This window comes from Staphylococcus sp. 8AQ, from assembly GCF_902506595.1.
In the GTDB taxonomy this organism is placed as follows: Bacteria; Bacillota; Bacilli; order Staphylococcales; family Staphylococcaceae; genus Staphylococcus; species Staphylococcus pasteuri.
In genome coordinates this window covers 519713-535007 of the sequence record NZ_LR733871.1, presented here as the reverse complement: position 1 = coordinate 535007, position 15295 = coordinate 519713, and the positions used below count along the sequence as shown (strand labels likewise).

Sequence of the window (15295 nt, the reverse complement as noted above, 5' to 3'; positions counted from 1 at the left end):
GCTTTAACACCATACTTTAAGGGGTTCGTTTATATCAAATCTTATGGGAATTTAGGGAATTGGTCAAAGTCAGGGTCACGTTTTTCTTTAAATGCGTCACGACCTTCTTTAGCTTCATCAGTTGTATAATAAAGTAAAGTTGCATCTCCAGCCATTTGTTGTAAACCTGCTAAGCCATCTGTATCTGCATTCATAGCTGCTTTTAAGAAACGTAGTGCTGTTGGTGAATGTTTCATGATATCTTGACACCAAGCAACTGTTTCGTCTTCTATTTGATCTAATGGAACGACAGTATTAACTAATCCCATGTCTAATGCTTCTTGTGCATTATATTGACGACATAAGTACCAAATTTCTCTTGCTTTCTTATGTCCAACAATTCTTGCTAAATAACCAGAACCATAACCAGCATCAAATGAACCTACTTTAGGACCAGTTTGTCCGAAAATAGCATTGTCTGCTGCAATAGTTAAGTCACATACTACGTTTAATACGTTACCTCCACCAATAGCATAACCACGTACCATTGCGATAACTGGTTTTGGAATAACTCTGATTAAACGTTGTAAATCTAATACATTTAAACGAGGAATGTCATCTTCGCCAACATAACCACCGTGTCCACGTTTCTTCTGATCTCCACCAGAACAGAATGCTTTATCTCCTTCACCAGTTAAAATAATAACTGATATTTTTTGATCATCACGCGCACGTGAAAAGGCATCAATCATTTCAGCTACTGTCTTAGGTGTAAATGCATTACGTACTTCTGGACGATTAATTGTTACCTTTGCAATTCCATCGTAAAATTCATATTTAATTTCATCATATTCTCTAAGTGTTTCCCACTGTCTAGTCATTTTGCTCCTCCTTTAAAAAACCTAATATTATTGTATCAAATTCCGCGCTATCTTCCACGTGAATTGTATGACCTACTTCAGAAACTATTGTTTTTCTACTATTAATAATTTGTTCATTCATCTTTTGGGCAATATTTACAAATTTCTCATCTTTTTGACCAGCTAATATAATTGTCGGTATTTGAATGTTAATAAGTGATGGCCATAAATTTGGCATTTGCCCTGTACCATAATCTCTCAAAGCTTTTGCTAACTTACTAGGATCTTGATTCATTCTGTTTTGACGAATTTGTTTTTTAACTGATTTATCTAAATCATATTGGGATGCAAATAACGGTAATCTTTCCCAATCGTTAACAAATATTTCCAGTCCAGCAATTTCTAATACTTTCGCTCTAGCATTATCAACTTGTTGTCGTTCTATCTGATCTTCTTCTTTTTGTATACCGGGCGACGTGCTTTCTAATATTAAACCTGACAATTCATTAGTATCATGTAATGCATAGTAAAGTGATACTCTACCACCCATAGAATAACCTAATAAATATTGATGATATTGATGATATTCACTTAATATTTGGTCTAATTGTTGACTTATATATGAAAAGTTCCATTCTTGGTCCATAGGTGAATCATCATTACCATGTCCTGGCAAATCAACAGTCAATACATTAACTTGTTTAGTCAACGTATCTATATGACTATCAAATGTTGATCCATCACTAATAAAGCCATGTAACATAATCAACAATTGATTGGATGGTTTGTTGGATGAATAAAATTTATGATGTAGCATTAATTATTTCACTCAATTTCTTATATAAAATTTGATGTTGCTGTAAATTGTCTTCTCTATCAGTAATGATTTCATATACGATAGCGCCGGATTGTGAAAGCGTCATATCTTTAAATTCAGATAAAGTATTAAAACGTTTGAAATTAAATTCATATAATAATGCGGCATGTTCAAAATCCAACCCAGTTGGTGTACCAAATAAACGCTCAAAGTATTCTGATGCAGATGATTTTTGAGGTAAATATGAAAAGATACCTCCCCCATCATTATTCAATAAAATTACATTTAAGTGTATGTTATTTAATTTTGACATGAGTAGTCCATTCATATCGTGGTAAAAAGCTAAATCTCCAATTAATAAAGTAACATGTTTATGAACTGCCATACCTAATGCTGTAGATACAACACCATCAATACCATTGGCACCACGATTGGCATAGATTTCAGCTTCACTATTAAATAATAGATTATCAACATCTCTTACTGGCATACTATTACTTACAAATAATGCATCTTGTTTAGTTAGTTTTGAAATCAATTCTCCTACATAAGCCGCTTCATCAGTAGCATGTTGTAGATAATCATTTATTTCAATACGAGCTTGCTTTTCTAATGTTTGCCATTTCTCTATCCATGCTTTTCTATTAATAGGTTGGTTATTCTTTAAAGATCTGAAAAAGTCATTCGCAGATATTTCATAAGAAACATCAGGCGGTACTGGAAATACATCAATTTTATCATTATTTTGAACTAATATTTGAAACGCTGATGTATTCTTCAACCATTGATTTAACTTTTTAGATATAACAGGTTTACCAACTCTAATTACAAAATCGACTTCCCAATCCATACCAGCTCGATACAATAAATCATAAGTAGTAATAATATTAGGATGGTTATTACGTCTTAACTGACTTAGCGGATCGGCTAACAAAGGTAAATCATTTTCAGTTGCATAAGATAATATTTGGTCAACTTCTTGGTGTTGCATATCACCTACTATGATTAAACCTTTATCTTTTTCTATTTTTTCTTTGATTGGCATAACATCAATCATTTTTTGATAATGTGGTAGTGTCTTAGATTCTGATTTTAATAATTCTGTTCTATCTAAATTAGGTGTTAAAGGTTCTCTAAATGGTAAATTAAAGTGAATTGGTCCTTTGTGTGGTCCAAATAAATATTGACTAGCAATTTGCATTTGATAATGAATAGTATCTAGCATGTTAGGTGTTCCATCAGCAATTGGCATATCAAATTGGAAATTCACATAGTTACTAAACATATTCACTTGATTAATTGCTTGTGGCGCTCCTACACTTCTTAATTCATGAGGACGATCACTAGTTAAGACAATAAGTGGTATACGACTAATCTGACTTTCAGCAATTGCAGGTGTATAATTAGCCGCTGCTGTGCCAGAAGTACATAATATAGCTACAGGTCTCTCGCTACCTTTTATTAAACCTAATGCAAAAAAGGCAGCGCTTCGTTCATCTGGATGAATCCAAGTTTTAATGTTTGGATGCGCTTCTAATGCGATAGCTAATGGGGTCGAACGAGATCCCGGACTAATTACAACTTCTCTTACGCCATAAGCATATAATTCTGATGCAAATGTAAATACTTGAGTTGTTAATGCTTCATTATAATTACTCATTTTCATCTACTCCTAATGCATTCATCATTGGTGAAAATTTTACTGCTGTTTCAGCAATTTCACTATCTGGATCAGAGTCTTTCACTATTCCACAACCTGCAAATAATGTTGCTTGATCGCCTTTAATTAACATCGAACGAATAGCTACTATAAATTCACAATCATCATATACATCAATAAAACCTACTGGTGACCCATATAAACCACGTGTTCCAAATTCTTTTTTCTCAATAAATTCTAATGCTTCATCTTTAGGGTATCCACCTAATGCAGGTGTAGGATGCAAACGATCGATTAAACTAATATATGAATGATCATTTAACTTACCTTCTATTTGTGTATATAAGTGATATAAATGGTCATTTTTTAAAATATTAGGTGTTTCATTGTAGTCTACATCTTCAACATAAGGTTGAATATCATTTAAGATACTTTCAACGACAAATTGATGTTCACCTAAATTCTTTTTGTCATTTAGAAAAGCATTTATATTCGCTTGATCTTCCTGTTCATCATGAGATCGTTTAATTGTTCCAGCAACAGCTTTAGTAGATAGAACTTGATTCTCAACTTTGATTAATTGTTCTGGTGTTTGTGAAAAGAAGACAGATTGATTTGATTCAAGTAAAAAGATATAACTATTTTTTTCATTTTTTAAAGCTTTAGATAAAACATATGGAATGCTGATTTCTTCATCAAATTTAATTAAACGTCTACGTGCTAAGACAATTTTCTTAGAATAATCTATACTTTCGATGGCTTCTTTAACCAAGTCACGCCATTCGTCTAAATAAATATCTTCCATTCTTGTCACATTACCTATATGCTCATCGTATGAATCTACATTGGCCTGCTCAAATTGACTAACTAATGTTTTAAAAGCATCTATATCAAATTTATCTCTTTCTGTTGTGTAAGTGATAAAATGACGTTGTCCCTCTGTTGAGATTAAAACTTCAGGTAATACAAAATGATTTAAACCGTATTCTCTCCACTCATCATCTGATTTATGTTTTGAAAATTGAAAACCACCACATAAACGTAAATGGTGTTTTTCACTATCTGGATGTATTAATTCTATATCTTTTTTTAAGGCTTCCCATTCTTTAAAGATAGACTGTTTATTTTCGAAATTATTTTTGAACTTTCGAATTGCATGATATCCGAAATATGAAGATTGATTATCGTTTAGACGTAAATAAAAACGATCACCTGCTTGTGATTCAGTTAAATGAAATAACGTACTTGGATCTATACTTTGGTTGATTTCAACTTCTACTGAGACCCAATCTTTAGAGCTTCCATATAACTTATTGACAATCTCATCTTCTTTAACGTTAACAGCCATTCATTTCACTTCTTTCTTCTATATTTACTCATTAGTATATTGTATCATTTTTCAAACTTAATTTTAGTGGAATTGCTTAATAAAGTAATGCAATTTTTCACGTGAATTGACCTTTATTAATAATTACTTTAAAATATTAATGTTAAAACTATAAAAAAATAAGAGGTTATAAATTATGGCAGATCAATATCAACAATATTCAACTGTGAAAAAATATTGGCAATTAATGAGACCTCATACTTTAACTGCTGCAGTTGTTCCCGTGTTAGTGGGTACTGCATCGGCTAAACTATATCTTCTAGGAAGCGAAGATCATCTAAAATTTAGTTTATTCTTAGCAATGTTACTTGCTTGTTTGTTAATTCAAGCAGCTACCAACATGTTTAATGAATATTACGATTTTAAAAAAGGTCTAGATGATCATACATCCGTAGGTATTGGTGGCGCTATTGTACGTAATGGTATGAGCCCTAAATTAGTTATGAACATCGCAATTGCCTTTTACATTATTGCCGCTTTACTAGGTATATTCCTCGCTTTCCAAAGTTCATTTTGGATTATTCCTATTGGAATTGTATGTATGGCGATTGGTTATTTATATACTGGCGGTCCAATTCCAATTTCTTGGACACCGTTTGGTGAATTATTCTCCGGCTTGTTTATGGGTATGATTATTATTCTTTTATCATTCTTTATTCAAACTGGAAATGTACAAGGATTAATTGTATGGTTAAGTATTCCTATCGTTATTACAATTGGTCTTATTAACATGGCTAACAACATTAGAGACCGTGTTAAAGATAAAGCAAGCGGACGTAAAACTTTACCAATTTTACTTGGTAAACGAGCATCTGTTATCTTTATGGCAACTATGTATATCGTTGCGTATTTAATTGTCATTTTCACTGCATTATTTAAATCTGGTGGATCACTCTTCTATTTATTAGTATTATTGTCATTCCCAATGCCAATTAAAGCTGTTAGAAGATTTAATAAAAACGACACACCAGAAACAATGATGCCAGCAATGGCTGCTACAGGAAAAACAAATACTATTTTCGGTATTTTATATGCATTAGGCATTTATATTAGTGCATTACTTGGCGCAATTTAATTAAATATATAGATAGTCGACAATGAACATGTTCATTGTCGATTTTTTTATTGTTTAATCATATGTTGATATATATGACCGTATAGATCAATATCACTAACTGTTTTAAAACCTAGTTTTTCGTATAATCTTTGTGCTCTAGTATTACCATAATCGCAATTTAAACTCCATTTTTTATCGGAATGATTTTCAATCACATACTTTAATAAACTTGTGGCTATTCCTTTACCTCTATATTCCGGGAAGGTAGCAACTGTTTCGATATACATTTCATCATCTTCTGCTTCTTTAATAGGTAATGGTGTACCAAATGCTCTGATATCTTCATCGAGTGGAAGTTCAAGCCATTTCTTTTCATATTCAAGTTCATTTTCACCATCATATGCAATTAAACAACCTGCTACTTCGCCATCTTCCTCATAAACCCAAACGTTCTCATAATAACTACGATATTTAACATTGACCACACTCAATTCTAAAATATGAATAATTCGTTCTTTACTTATTTGCTTCACCATATCTAATTCCATGTCTTCCCATATCATATAACATAATTCCGCTATTCTTTTATTATCACTAGGATGCGCTTGTCTAATCATCAAATACCCTTCCTTTATTAAGTGTCATAATTTAATTATATAGAAACTACGCTACGATATAAACGAAAGTCATCATCTAATTTCCAATAGTTATCATGACTCATTTAAAAAATGTCTTTGTTGATATCATAATATATAACACATACCTATAATTACAGTTTAATTGAATAACTAACCTTTAATTGTTTAAAATAAAAATTAAGGAGGCAGTCAATCATGAAAGTGAACAAACTTATTTATATACTTGTAGCAATCTTTTTAGGCGGCGTGGGTGTCCATAAATTTTATGCCGATAAAGTTGGTCAAGGCGTACTACATCTCGTTTTCTTTTGGACAGGAATTCCTAGTATTGTAGCAATTGTACACGCTATTATCGTTGCATTTACTAAAAAAGCTGATAAAGATGGATATATTGTATTCGAAAGGTAAAAAATGATTATAATATTCATATAAAAATCATATCTTACATTTAAAATGTTGAAATTTGGGTATATATAACTTAAATAGAACAAAAATAAAGGGAGATTTTTTAATGATGAATATTATTAAACGCGCAATTAGAATAGTTATTACAGGTTACATTGTAAAAGCTATCCGCAATTTAATTTCAGGTAAATCAAACGGTGGAAAATAAATATTTGAGTTATGTGAAAAAGTCAGTCCTAAATGGGCTGACTTTTTGCTTTACTATAATTTTTTAAGTTCACAAGCTAAATCTTTATCATTTAATTGATCGCTTTGATTAAGATGTATGATAATATTTTCCTTTTCAGATTGAGTTCTATTTTGACTCATTTTAAATGCTGCTTCAAGTTTGTTAATTTTAACTTTAAATCCAACAATACCTTTAATTTGTTGTTTTGCTTCTTTAGATAAATTATTCCAAGTTGCACCATTAGGTCGATGGTTTTCATATTTATCAAGAATTTTAATTAATTCACTTTCTAATTCTTCAGTTGTTAATAATTGTCCTGTTCCATATGCATGAACGCTTTGGTAATCCCAAGTCGGCACATCTTCAGTATCATACCAAGTTGAAGATATATATCCATGAGACCCTTGAAAAATGATTAATACTTGCTGATTCTGATCGATCGTTTTCCATTGTTCATTACCTTTAGCAAAGTGACCCGAAATGTATAATTCATTATGTTTTTCTTCAATATTTACTGGTAAATGAGTAGCAATTGGTGTCGTTCCATTATAAGTAACTACCGTGACAAAATTATGTTCATTCATAAATGATTTAATCATTTCATAATCATGGATTTGATATTGCTTTGGAATATACATATAATTCTCCTCCCTTTTATATAGCAATAGACATTATTTCATCAATTTGTTTATCTTCTCCCATATAAAAAGCATGTTCCCCTATTTTTTCAAAGCCAAGTTTTTTATAAAATTGAATTGCTTTTAGATTGTGTTCCCAAACGCCTAACCATATTTTGTTGTATCCATGTTCTCTTGCAACCTTTAAAGCATGATTATAAAGTTCTCTTCCAACACCCATTTTTTGATAATGGTTAAGTACGTAAATTCGTTCAATTTCAATATATTCATTACCAAAATCTTCGGTTTGTGCCTTGTTAATATTGAGTTTTAAATACCCAGCCAATTGATCTTCAACATAAATAAAATATATAAATGAATCTTCATTTTGCAATTCTTTAAGCACATTATTATCAGTGAAAGTTTGTTTCAAATAATTATCAATATCTTCATCTTTATTTTGTGGTCTAAATGTTTCATTAAAAGTCTTATACTCAATATTTTTTAATTTTTCTAAGTCCTCTTCATTACATTGTCTTATTAACATAGTAATAACCCCTTTTTAATATATTCGCTTGTTACCATTTTTAACATTTTTCCAATCCTCAGATATATTATGTTTAACTCTATTCAACATTTTTGATAATTCATCAATTTCTTTATTATTGAATCCCTCTAATGCCACTTCATTGGAATGATTGTTTTCCCTTATAATAAATGGATATAATTTCTGCCCTTTTTCAGTAGGATATAACAATTTGTTCTTTTTATTATTTTCATTATAGGTTTTATATATAAAATTGTTCTTTTCCAAATTTTTAATTGATCTTGATGCTGTAGCTCTATCAATTTTCAACATATCTACAAGTTGCTCTTGTATCATACCTGGATTTTCACAAATTCTTACTAAATAGATAAATTGACCTTTTGAAAGTTTCAAATCTTTAAATTCAATATTACTGATTGAATCTAATGCTCTTGCTATTATTCCTATATCTCTTAAAATATCTTGCAAATTCTACACCTCTTTTTATTGCATTTGCAATAATTTTACAAACTAAGAATAACACATTTATGGTATATTTACGAATTTAATATGATTTTTAGTACATGTTTCTGCGTATCTCTGAATTATTTTAAACTACCTTACCAAATGAATACTAAGTGACAAGAAATAAAAATTAATATATAATAAAATAAATTTTATAAGTAATAATATTTATAACTATATCTAGAGTTTCCTTATTAATATACATGTTAGATTAGTAAATTTATAAAGTTTAATTTTAAATCTTTATTGTTGGAGGTCATGTATCAATGAGAATTGGCATATTATTAATTAGATGGATGTTGGCAGTGTCTTTCTTAGTACATGGAACACTAAAATTCCATGATTTAAATGGAACTATTCATTTCTTAGGTTCATTGGGGCTAACACCTACAATTGCTATTTTAATGTCTATTGGTGAAGTCATTGGTGGAGTTTTTTTAATATTTGGTATCTTAACGCCTTATGTTAATGTTTTTTATATTTCTGTCATGCTTGGATCAATATTCACTTTAAAGATTACACGAGGTTATGTAAGCGGTTATGAGTTTGAAGTTATACATATTGTGATGAATATAGCTGTAATGATGAGTTATAGTTGGAAAAAATGGATTCAATTTTATTAAATAAATTAACTTGGCTGTTGTGATTTTAATATATCAAAACAAATTATTTAAGCAAAAGGAGAATTGATTTTGCAGACACCTGAAGATAAATTGATTGAAAAAGTAAAAGAGCTACGCAAAGAATATGAAGAAAATGAATTGATGACTGAACTCATTCTTGAGTTTTTAGTTAAACAATACGTTAAAGAAGAATATAGGAAGTAATATAACTTAGTAGTGTATTTTAAACGATTAAATTTAGAAACATTTTGATTAGAATCGAATTGAGTTGAAATAATTAACCAAATTTAATAGATTAAAGCCACGTATCAAAAGGATAACTAATAATTTTATAATTATTAAATAAATAAGATAGACTAACTGAATAGTCTATCTTATTTTTTTATTTTTTATCTTTTTTAGTTGGTGATAAAAAATATAATGGTATTAGTATAGCTAATGACAACATTAAATATCGTCTTATTATTTCATAGGTATCTGTCCAAGGAATACAAATTAGGGCAACCCCTACTAATATAATTAATATGAGATAAATATGTTTTTGTCTAATAATACCACCTCTTATAAGACTGCAATAACAAATACTTGGTCTAAAAAATAAATGTTCACTAAAACAATGCTAAATATAAAGTAAATCTTATGATTACTGAATTTCTATTTTTATTATAAAGGCTTATTTGTAAACAAAAAATAAACCTGGAATGGATTTAGACCATTCTAGGCTTTTGAAGTCTAAGCCGACAACCAAACCGACAATATTGAATGAAAATTTAAATGTTGTCGAATTCGTTGACATTTTAATTCAAAACAGATTGTAACAGATTTTCACCAAAATAAAAAAGAACGTTGATTTAACAACGTTCTTCGGAAATAGTGTTAATCAGATTTTCACTGATTTTTACTAAAATACGGAAACGGAGGGATTCGAACCCTCGCGCCGCTCTCGCGACCTACACCCTTAGCAGGGGCGCCTCTTCAGCCAACTTGAGTACGTTTCCATGGCTCCGCAGGTAGGACTCGAACCTACGACCGATCGGTTAACAGCCGATAGCTCTACCACTGAGCTACTGCGGATTAATTAAATTTTATTGATATCTCTATCAAGCACAAATATTATTATATCAATATTGTACAAATTTTCAAGAGATAACTTAAAAAAATATGCGGAACATTTACACTAAATTAATATAACGTTCCACATATTATAAACTTCAACATATTTTTATTTGTCTACAAATAGGGAATAACGTGAAAGTGCTTCAAAGATATTTAAAGAGGATTTTTCATAATCAATAGGTTTATCGGGGTCATTTGATTTCATGCGGGATTGTTTATCAACCATGTAATAAAAGATAATTGCATTGGTGTATTGATGCCATAAACTGTGAAATGATATGTTCAAAATAATCGTTTCATTATTAGCAAATGTGATTTTACATTTACGATGTTTTAATTCTTTAATTGATTCAACATAATGCATGTTAATCCATAAATTTTCTTCTTGCCTGTCAGAATGTGTTGGGAAAAAATAAGTAGGAAAAATGGGTGTTAATAAAATCGGGGGTTTACTAGAAATACCTGTAATACGATTAGTTTCTGCTTTTTTACTTAAATAATTATTACCGTAAAATTTGCATGATCTTTCAATAATCTTTTGAACCTTAAATGGACTCTGAATAATTGACTTATCATACCTTAATATTTCAGAACCATTTTGCTGATTATTTTCATCATAGTTAGGTCTGATAACCATATCTCCCTTTCTAATAACGTAAATACTCTGAGTTGTCATAGGGAAAACCTCACTTTATTTAGTTTTATTATTACCCTTAATTTTTTGAGTAATAATACATTTTTTATTTTATAACAAAATTGTGTAAAGTCAAGTTCTCCTTTCGGTGTAATAATATACATATTTCTTGATAAAAAGTCAGAAAATTCATTGATTTCAAAATTCAAAATATGTATAATATTTATATAATAAATACAATTGAAAGGTCGAGATCTTTATGAATCATAATACTCATGTGAAGCATACGACACTAGAACAATTTGTAACTACTGTTAATGATTTAGGCGTTGAACTTGTCATTGACGAAGCACTTAGAGAAGTAAGAAAAAAAGAACTGAGAACTTTAATCGATGAAGCATTAGTCAATAAAGACGAAAATGCATTCAACGAGTACATGGTAGAATATAAAAATTTGGAGGCATTACTCAGTGAATAATTTAGATTCGAGTCATTCAAAATAAGGTCTATTCCCTACTTAATTGAGCTAGAGAATAGACCTTTTAATTTATATTAATTAAGACATTAATCTTAATATTTCATTTCTATCTATATCACCAAAATAATGATATAAATCGTAATTTGCTAAAGCTTCTTCCAAGTGATTAAAGTCATGTAAACAACCTTCCAATGCATGTTCTAATTCGGTAATATCCCCTTCCCCAAAGAAATCACCAAATATTTTAGCGTGTTCTATTTTTCCTTTTTTTACATCAAATTTAATTTGAATGAAACCTCTATCAAATTTCTCTTCACGTTCAAAATTATATTTAGGATTTTTACCATAATTCCAATCCCATGTGCGGTATTTCTCATTACTGAGTTTTTCGATATTTTTCCAGTCTTCATCTGTTAGAATATATTCTTCAACTTGTTGTTCACCAAATATCGTTTTCAATATAATTTGTTTAAATTGATCAATATTAATTGGCTCATTTAAAAATTCTTCAATGTTTGCAACACGTTTACGTACTGACTTAATACCTTTAGATTTAATTTTTGCTGGATTTACTTTTAATGCATTTTGAACTTCATCTAACTCACTATTTAACATCAAAGTACCATGACTAAACATTCTATCTTTCACTTTAACCATTGCATTACCAGAAATTTTTGCAGCTCCCACTTGAATATCATTACGGCCTGTCATTTCCGCATTGACGCCAAGTGATTGTAAAGCCTGCACAATAGGCTCTGTAAACTTTTTAAAGTTATGGAAACTATTACCGTCATCATCAGTGATAAAACTAAAATTCAAATTACCAGTATCATGGTAAACTGCACCACCACCAGAAATTCTTCGTACTACGTCAATTCCTTTTTCATCAACGTATGTTTTATTAACTTCTTCAATGGTATTTTGATTTTTACCTACGATTATTGATGGGCGATTAACATAAAATAAAAAATAGCTTTCTTCAGCTGGAAGGTTTTTTAAGACATATTCTTCCATAGCTAAATTCAATGTTGGATCAGTTATATTATTGTTACTTATAAATTTCATATAAAACTCTCCTTAATAGATTCTATATATGCCCTTACTTTATTTATGCCTTATTTACATTTAAAATTCCAATTATTTACTCAATAATGACAAATTTTTCATAATTTATGAATTAAATTGTAGGGTTTTTAGTGTTATTAGTTTATTTGTAGCGTAATTTTTAGTACAATATAGTCTAGCTATGAATTAAGGGAGGACTCGAAATGACTGTTGCAGAAGTAGGTAATATCGTAGAATTTTATGATGGTTTAAGAGGCCGTGTAGAAAAAATAAATGACAACTCAGTTATCGTTGACTTAACTATTATGGAAAACTTCAATTCACTTGATTTACCTGAAAAAACGGTTATTAACCATAAACGTTATAAAATTGTTGAACAAGAAGGTTAATTGAAATGAAAAAAGTTTCGAAAGCTTTGCTATGGTTTATAATTAGTTTCATAGTTTTTCATGCTATTTTACTTATCATGTGGGGCGAGCATCAAGAATACTGGTATTTATATACAGGAATTATGCTTATTGCTGGTATTAGTTATGTGTTTTATCAAAGAGATATCAAATCAAAGCGTTTATTAACCTCTATAGGCATTGGTATTATAGCCAGTATTATTTTAATTATTATTCAATTGGTTTTATCACTGATAACATCTGATTTAACCTATGCTTCATTGATTCGAGAATTAACTAAAACAGGCGTTCATTGGAAATGGCAAATGCTAATTACATTATTATTTGTTATACCATGTCATGAATTATATATGCGTACTGTTTTACAAAGTGAGTTAGATAAATACAATTTGCCTAACTGGTTATCTATTTTAATCACTGCAATTTGTTCAAGCTCTCTATTTATATATTTAGATAATTGGTCGATAGTGATATTTATTTTTATAACTCAATTATTATTATCAATCAGTTACGAATATTCTAGACGTATTGCTACAACATCAATTGCACAAATTGTTGCTATCATTTTATTATTAATTTTTCATGGATAGATTCTGATTTTATTTTTCAGAAATATTAAAACATAACATATTATAAAAGAGCTTCAAATCGGTTATAGTAACTCGATTTGGAGCTCTTTTATAATAAATAAAGTAATTTTCATTTTTACAACGTTATTATAAGTGAGAGGGTAAATATTAAAAATGTTATTTAAACACCTCAAAGTTTTGTTCTAAATTAATCTTATATTTTGAATCAGCTAAATTTTTAGCAATTAACATGCTCATAGTTTCTTCACTAGTATGATGAATCGTTGCATCTTTTAAATACGATTGATAGTTTCTGAAACAATAATCAGTCATTACTATTCTATATAAATTATTTGGATTAATATTATCCAACGTGACACGATTAAAAGGTTCTTTAGTCATATCTACTTTATAATCAAATCCCTGCCACAATGTGCATAGTGTTTCGTCAATAAGCGTAGATTTTAGTGTATCCGCTTCAAACTCAATATATGAATAAGAAAATTCTAATATATCTTTAATACATTGACCTTTTATTGTTAAATCTACAGGTTTATCTGGATATGGATAAGCCTCATAAATTTGACGATTAGATATAATACCATGCAGCCCTTCTTCGCCATTCTTAGGTACGTGAACGCAACTAATTGGGTAATCATAAGCTAATCTAATACTATCATGTAATAATTGAGCAAATGGATGTGGTTGACCTACTAACTCAGCTAAATCTTTAACAGGTAAATTAACATGTTCATCATTTATAACTTCATTTGCCCAATGTTCAACTGCTTTTCTATCATAATACGTTACTTTAAGTAGATCTTCATCTTCGTCATAATCATTTAAATCAATGACCTCTGGCGATATTTCTTCCACTTCATATGTATTCGTTCTTTTTTTAAATTTAATTTTCACATGAACAAGTTCTTCGGCATCTTGTCCGGCTTGAACGTAGACTGTATCATGGTCTTGTCCTACAAGTGTTTGATGTTGGTGTGCAGTTATAATTAAATCAATCACACCAATTTCTTTCATCAATATTTCAGCTTGGTTAACGTTATCTTCATTTTTCTTTTCTGAATTACTAAATTTATCTAATCCACCGTGATATATTACAATTAAAAAGTCAGGTTCTTCTATTTCATGAATATATCTAATCCATCTTTTAGCTGACAGTATTGTTTTTTCAATACTAACGTCTTGTTCCATTTCTGCATATTCATTTTTCATAAGTCCATCTGCAGTTAGTCCAACGATAGCTATTTTCAAATTATCAAAATTTTGAATTGAGTATGGTGTTGAAAAGTATGGTTCTTTAGTTTTGATATATTCTATATTAGCTGATAACCACGGAAATCTTGCTAAAGCAACTGAACGTGTTAAAAACGATAATCCAAATTTAAATTCATTTGGGCTAATACCACTTGCATTATATTGCATTGCATTCATTAATTTTATCATTGGATGACGTTTATATGGCGCAACAATTGCATAATAAAATGCCGCTAGTGAGCCGGCTAAACTACCACCGCTATCCAATAAAATAACTCTTTGATTATTCTCTCTTACTTTATTAACAAATGTTCCAGCACGATAGATATTTGATCCATAATCCCCATTTAAAAAATGACTATGCATATCCGAAGTTACGATTACATCTACGTTTATATTTTCGTTTCTCTCCATCTTAAAACACCTCTCAT

19 protein-coding genes and 2 tRNA genes are annotated in these 15295 nt (G+C 29.7%); 8 read left to right on the top strand and 13 right to left on the bottom strand.

Going from position 1 to position 15295, the window contains the following annotated elements:
• Window positions 1-41 precede the first annotated feature (41 nt).
• The 4 genes from menB to GVY01_RS02775 are packed head-to-tail and all read right to left on the bottom strand — an operon-like array spanning window position 42 to window position 4664.
• Entirely contained in the window at window positions 42-860 is an 819-nt protein-coding gene (gene menB, locus GVY01_RS02790) for a 1,4-dihydroxy-2-naphthoyl-CoA synthase (protein WP_017638075.1), read from the bottom strand.
• Entirely contained in the window at window positions 853-1656 is an 804-nt protein-coding gene (menH, locus tag GVY01_RS02785; protein ID WP_159333634.1) for a 2-succinyl-6-hydroxy-2,4-cyclohexadiene-1-carboxylate synthase, read from the bottom strand. Before menH ends, menB begins: the two co-directional genes overlap by 8 nt.
• A complete protein-coding gene (gene menD / locus GVY01_RS02780) occupies window positions 1643-3316 on the bottom strand; it encodes a 2-succinyl-5-enolpyruvyl-6-hydroxy-3-cyclohexene-1-carboxylic-acid synthase (protein WP_017638073.1) in 1674 nt (557 codons plus the stop codon). Before menD ends, menH begins: the two co-directional genes overlap by 14 nt.
• A complete protein-coding gene (locus GVY01_RS02775) occupies window positions 3309-4664 on the bottom strand; it encodes an isochorismate synthase (RefSeq protein WP_017638072.1) in 1356 nt (451 codons plus the stop codon). The genes menD and GVY01_RS02775 overlap by 8 nt, the downstream gene beginning before the upstream one ends.
• A 175-nt stretch (window positions 4665-4839) precedes the next feature.
• On the opposite strand from GVY01_RS02775, the gene GVY01_RS02770 reads away from it, so the two are divergent.
• A complete protein-coding gene (locus GVY01_RS02770; protein WP_017638071.1) occupies window positions 4840-5778 on the top strand; it encodes a 1,4-dihydroxy-2-naphthoate polyprenyltransferase in 939 nt (312 codons plus the stop codon).
• A gap of 47 nt (window positions 5779-5825) precedes the next feature.
• On the opposite strand, the gene GVY01_RS02765 is transcribed toward GVY01_RS02770, so the two are convergent.
• Complete coding sequence (locus tag GVY01_RS02765) at window positions 5826-6377, bottom strand: GNAT family N-acetyltransferase (RefSeq protein WP_017638070.1); 552 nt, start codon at window positions 6375-6377, stop codon at window positions 5826-5828.
• A 216-nt stretch (window positions 6378-6593) separates the two neighbouring features.
• On the opposite strand from GVY01_RS02765, the gene GVY01_RS02760 reads away from it, so the two are divergent.
• Window positions 6594-6806, top strand: coding sequence for a TM2 domain-containing protein (locus GVY01_RS02760; protein ID WP_017638069.1), 213 nt, complete (start codon window positions 6594-6596; stop codon window positions 6804-6806).
• A 103-nt stretch (window positions 6807-6909) separates the two neighbouring features.
• Window positions 6910-7011: an SAR1012 family small protein gene (locus GVY01_RS12725; RefSeq protein WP_017638068.1), complete on the top strand. Its 102-nt coding sequence runs from the start codon at window positions 6910-6912 to the stop codon at window positions 7009-7011.
• A gap of 53 nt (window positions 7012-7064) precedes the next feature.
• On the opposite strand, the gene GVY01_RS02755 is transcribed toward GVY01_RS12725, so the two are convergent.
• The 3 genes from GVY01_RS02755 to GVY01_RS02745 are packed head-to-tail and all read right to left on the bottom strand — an operon-like array spanning window position 7065 to window position 8664.
• On the bottom strand, window positions 7065-7670 hold the full coding sequence (locus GVY01_RS02755) for an FMN-binding negative transcriptional regulator (RefSeq protein ID WP_017638067.1): 606 nt from the start codon (window positions 7668-7670) through the stop codon (window positions 7065-7067).
• Window positions 7671-7686: 16 nt separating this feature from the next.
• Entirely contained in the window at window positions 7687-8196 is a 510-nt protein-coding gene (locus GVY01_RS02750) for a GNAT family N-acetyltransferase (protein WP_119477648.1), read from the bottom strand.
• Window positions 8197-8211: 15 nt separating this feature from the next.
• Window positions 8212-8664 (bottom strand): MarR family winged helix-turn-helix transcriptional regulator, encoded by a 453-nt coding sequence (locus GVY01_RS02745; protein WP_070452237.1) that lies wholly within the window; start codon window positions 8662-8664, stop codon window positions 8212-8214.
• Between the two features lie 302 nt (window positions 8665-8966).
• Between GVY01_RS02745 and GVY01_RS02740 the strand changes: the two genes are divergently transcribed.
• Entirely contained in the window at window positions 8967-9323 is a 357-nt protein-coding gene (locus GVY01_RS02740) for a DoxX family protein (RefSeq protein WP_017638419.1), read from the top strand.
• A 69-nt stretch (window positions 9324-9392) separates the two neighbouring features.
• The gene (locus tag GVY01_RS12720) at window positions 9393-9527 is read left to right on the top strand and encodes a hypothetical protein (RefSeq protein ID WP_256219674.1); all 135 of its coding nucleotides are present in this window, start codon (window positions 9393-9395) and stop codon (window positions 9525-9527) included.
• A gap of 705 nt (window positions 9528-10232) precedes the next feature.
• On the opposite strand, the gene GVY01_RS02735 is transcribed toward GVY01_RS12720, so the two are convergent.
• The 3 genes from GVY01_RS02735 to GVY01_RS02725 form a co-directional block, all read right to left on the bottom strand.
• Window positions 10233-10321: transfer RNA gene (locus GVY01_RS02735), tRNA-Ser, on the bottom strand.
• 1 nt (window position 10322) lies between these two features.
• Window positions 10323-10397: transfer RNA gene (locus tag GVY01_RS02730), tRNA-Asn, on the bottom strand.
• Window positions 10398-10545: 148 nt separating this feature from the next.
• Window positions 10546-11115, bottom strand: a complete 570-nt coding sequence (locus GVY01_RS02725; RefSeq protein ID WP_017637366.1) for a competence protein ComK — start codon at window positions 11113-11115, stop codon at window positions 10546-10548.
• A 217-nt stretch (window positions 11116-11332) separates the two neighbouring features.
• Here GVY01_RS02725 and GVY01_RS02720 point away from each other — a divergent pair, with 217 nt between their 5' ends.
• Entirely contained in the window at window positions 11333-11551 is a 219-nt protein-coding gene (locus tag GVY01_RS02720) for an IDEAL domain-containing protein (protein ID WP_017637367.1), read from the top strand.
• Between the two features lie 78 nt (window positions 11552-11629).
• Here GVY01_RS02720 and GVY01_RS02715 read toward each other — a convergent pair whose 3' ends face one another.
• Window positions 11630-12616, bottom strand: coding sequence for a lipoate--protein ligase (locus GVY01_RS02715; protein WP_017637368.1), 987 nt, complete (start codon window positions 12614-12616; stop codon window positions 11630-11632).
• 203 nt (window positions 12617-12819) lie between these two features.
• On the opposite strand from GVY01_RS02715, the gene GVY01_RS02710 reads away from it, so the two are divergent.
• Complete coding sequence (locus tag GVY01_RS02710) at window positions 12820-13005, top strand: YkvS family protein (RefSeq protein ID WP_002450747.1); 186 nt, start codon at window positions 12820-12822, stop codon at window positions 13003-13005.
• 5 nt (window positions 13006-13010) lie between these two features.
• Entirely contained in the window at window positions 13011-13613 is a 603-nt protein-coding gene (locus GVY01_RS02705; protein ID WP_017637369.1) for a CPBP family glutamic-type intramembrane protease, read from the top strand.
• 156 nt (window positions 13614-13769) lie between these two features.
• Here the strand turns inward: GVY01_RS02705 and GVY01_RS02700 are convergent, their stop codons facing one another.
• Window positions 13770-15278 (bottom strand): bifunctional metallophosphatase/5'-nucleotidase, encoded by a 1509-nt coding sequence (locus GVY01_RS02700; protein ID WP_017637370.1) that lies wholly within the window; start codon window positions 15276-15278, stop codon window positions 13770-13772.
• Window positions 15279-15295: the final 17 nt, after the last annotated feature.

Coding starts and splice junctions, on each gene's coding strand:
- menH (WP_159333634.1), bottom strand. CDS start 1,656: ATGCTACATCATAAATTTTATTCATCCAACAAACCATCCAATCAATTG.
- GVY01_RS02700 (WP_017637370.1), bottom strand. CDS start 15,278: ATGGAGAGAAACGAAAATATAAACGTAGATGTAATCGTAACTTCGGAT.
- GVY01_RS12725 (WP_017638068.1), top strand. CDS start 6,910: ATGATGAATATTATTAAACGCGCAATTAGAATAGTTATTACAGGTTAC.
- GVY01_RS02750 (WP_119477648.1), bottom strand. CDS start 8,196: ATGTTAATAAGACAATGTAATGAAGAGGACTTAGAAAAATTAAAAAAT.
- GVY01_RS02760 (WP_017638069.1), top strand. CDS start 6,594: ATGAAAGTGAACAAACTTATTTATATACTTGTAGCAATCTTTTTAGGC.
- GVY01_RS02705 (WP_017637369.1), top strand. CDS start 13,011: ATGAAAAAAGTTTCGAAAGCTTTGCTATGGTTTATAATTAGTTTCATA.
- GVY01_RS02740 (WP_017638419.1), top strand. CDS start 8,967: ATGAGAATTGGCATATTATTAATTAGATGGATGTTGGCAGTGTCTTTC.
- GVY01_RS02715 (WP_017637368.1), bottom strand. CDS start 12,616: ATGAAATTTATAAGTAACAATAATATAACTGATCCAACATTGAATTTA.
- GVY01_RS02770 (WP_017638071.1), top strand. CDS start 4,840: ATGGCAGATCAATATCAACAATATTCAACTGTGAAAAAATATTGGCAA.
- GVY01_RS02775 (WP_017638072.1), bottom strand. CDS start 4,664: ATGGCTGTTAACGTTAAAGAAGATGAGATTGTCAATAAGTTATATGGA.
- menD (WP_017638073.1), bottom strand. CDS start 3,316: ATGAGTAATTATAATGAAGCATTAACAACTCAAGTATTTACATTTGCA.
- GVY01_RS02755 (WP_017638067.1), bottom strand. CDS start 7,670: ATGTATATTCCAAAGCAATATCAAATCCATGATTATGAAATGATTAAA.
- GVY01_RS02710 (WP_002450747.1), top strand. CDS start 12,820: ATGACTGTTGCAGAAGTAGGTAATATCGTAGAATTTTATGATGGTTTA.
- GVY01_RS02765 (WP_017638070.1), bottom strand. CDS start 6,377: ATGATTAGACAAGCGCATCCTAGTGATAATAAAAGAATAGCGGAATTA.
- GVY01_RS02725 (WP_017637366.1), bottom strand. CDS start 11,115: ATGACAACTCAGAGTATTTACGTTATTAGAAAGGGAGATATGGTTATC.
- GVY01_RS02720 (WP_017637367.1), top strand. CDS start 11,333: ATGAATCATAATACTCATGTGAAGCATACGACACTAGAACAATTTGTA.
- menB (WP_017638075.1), bottom strand. CDS start 860: ATGACTAGACAGTGGGAAACACTTAGAGAATATGATGAAATTAAATAT.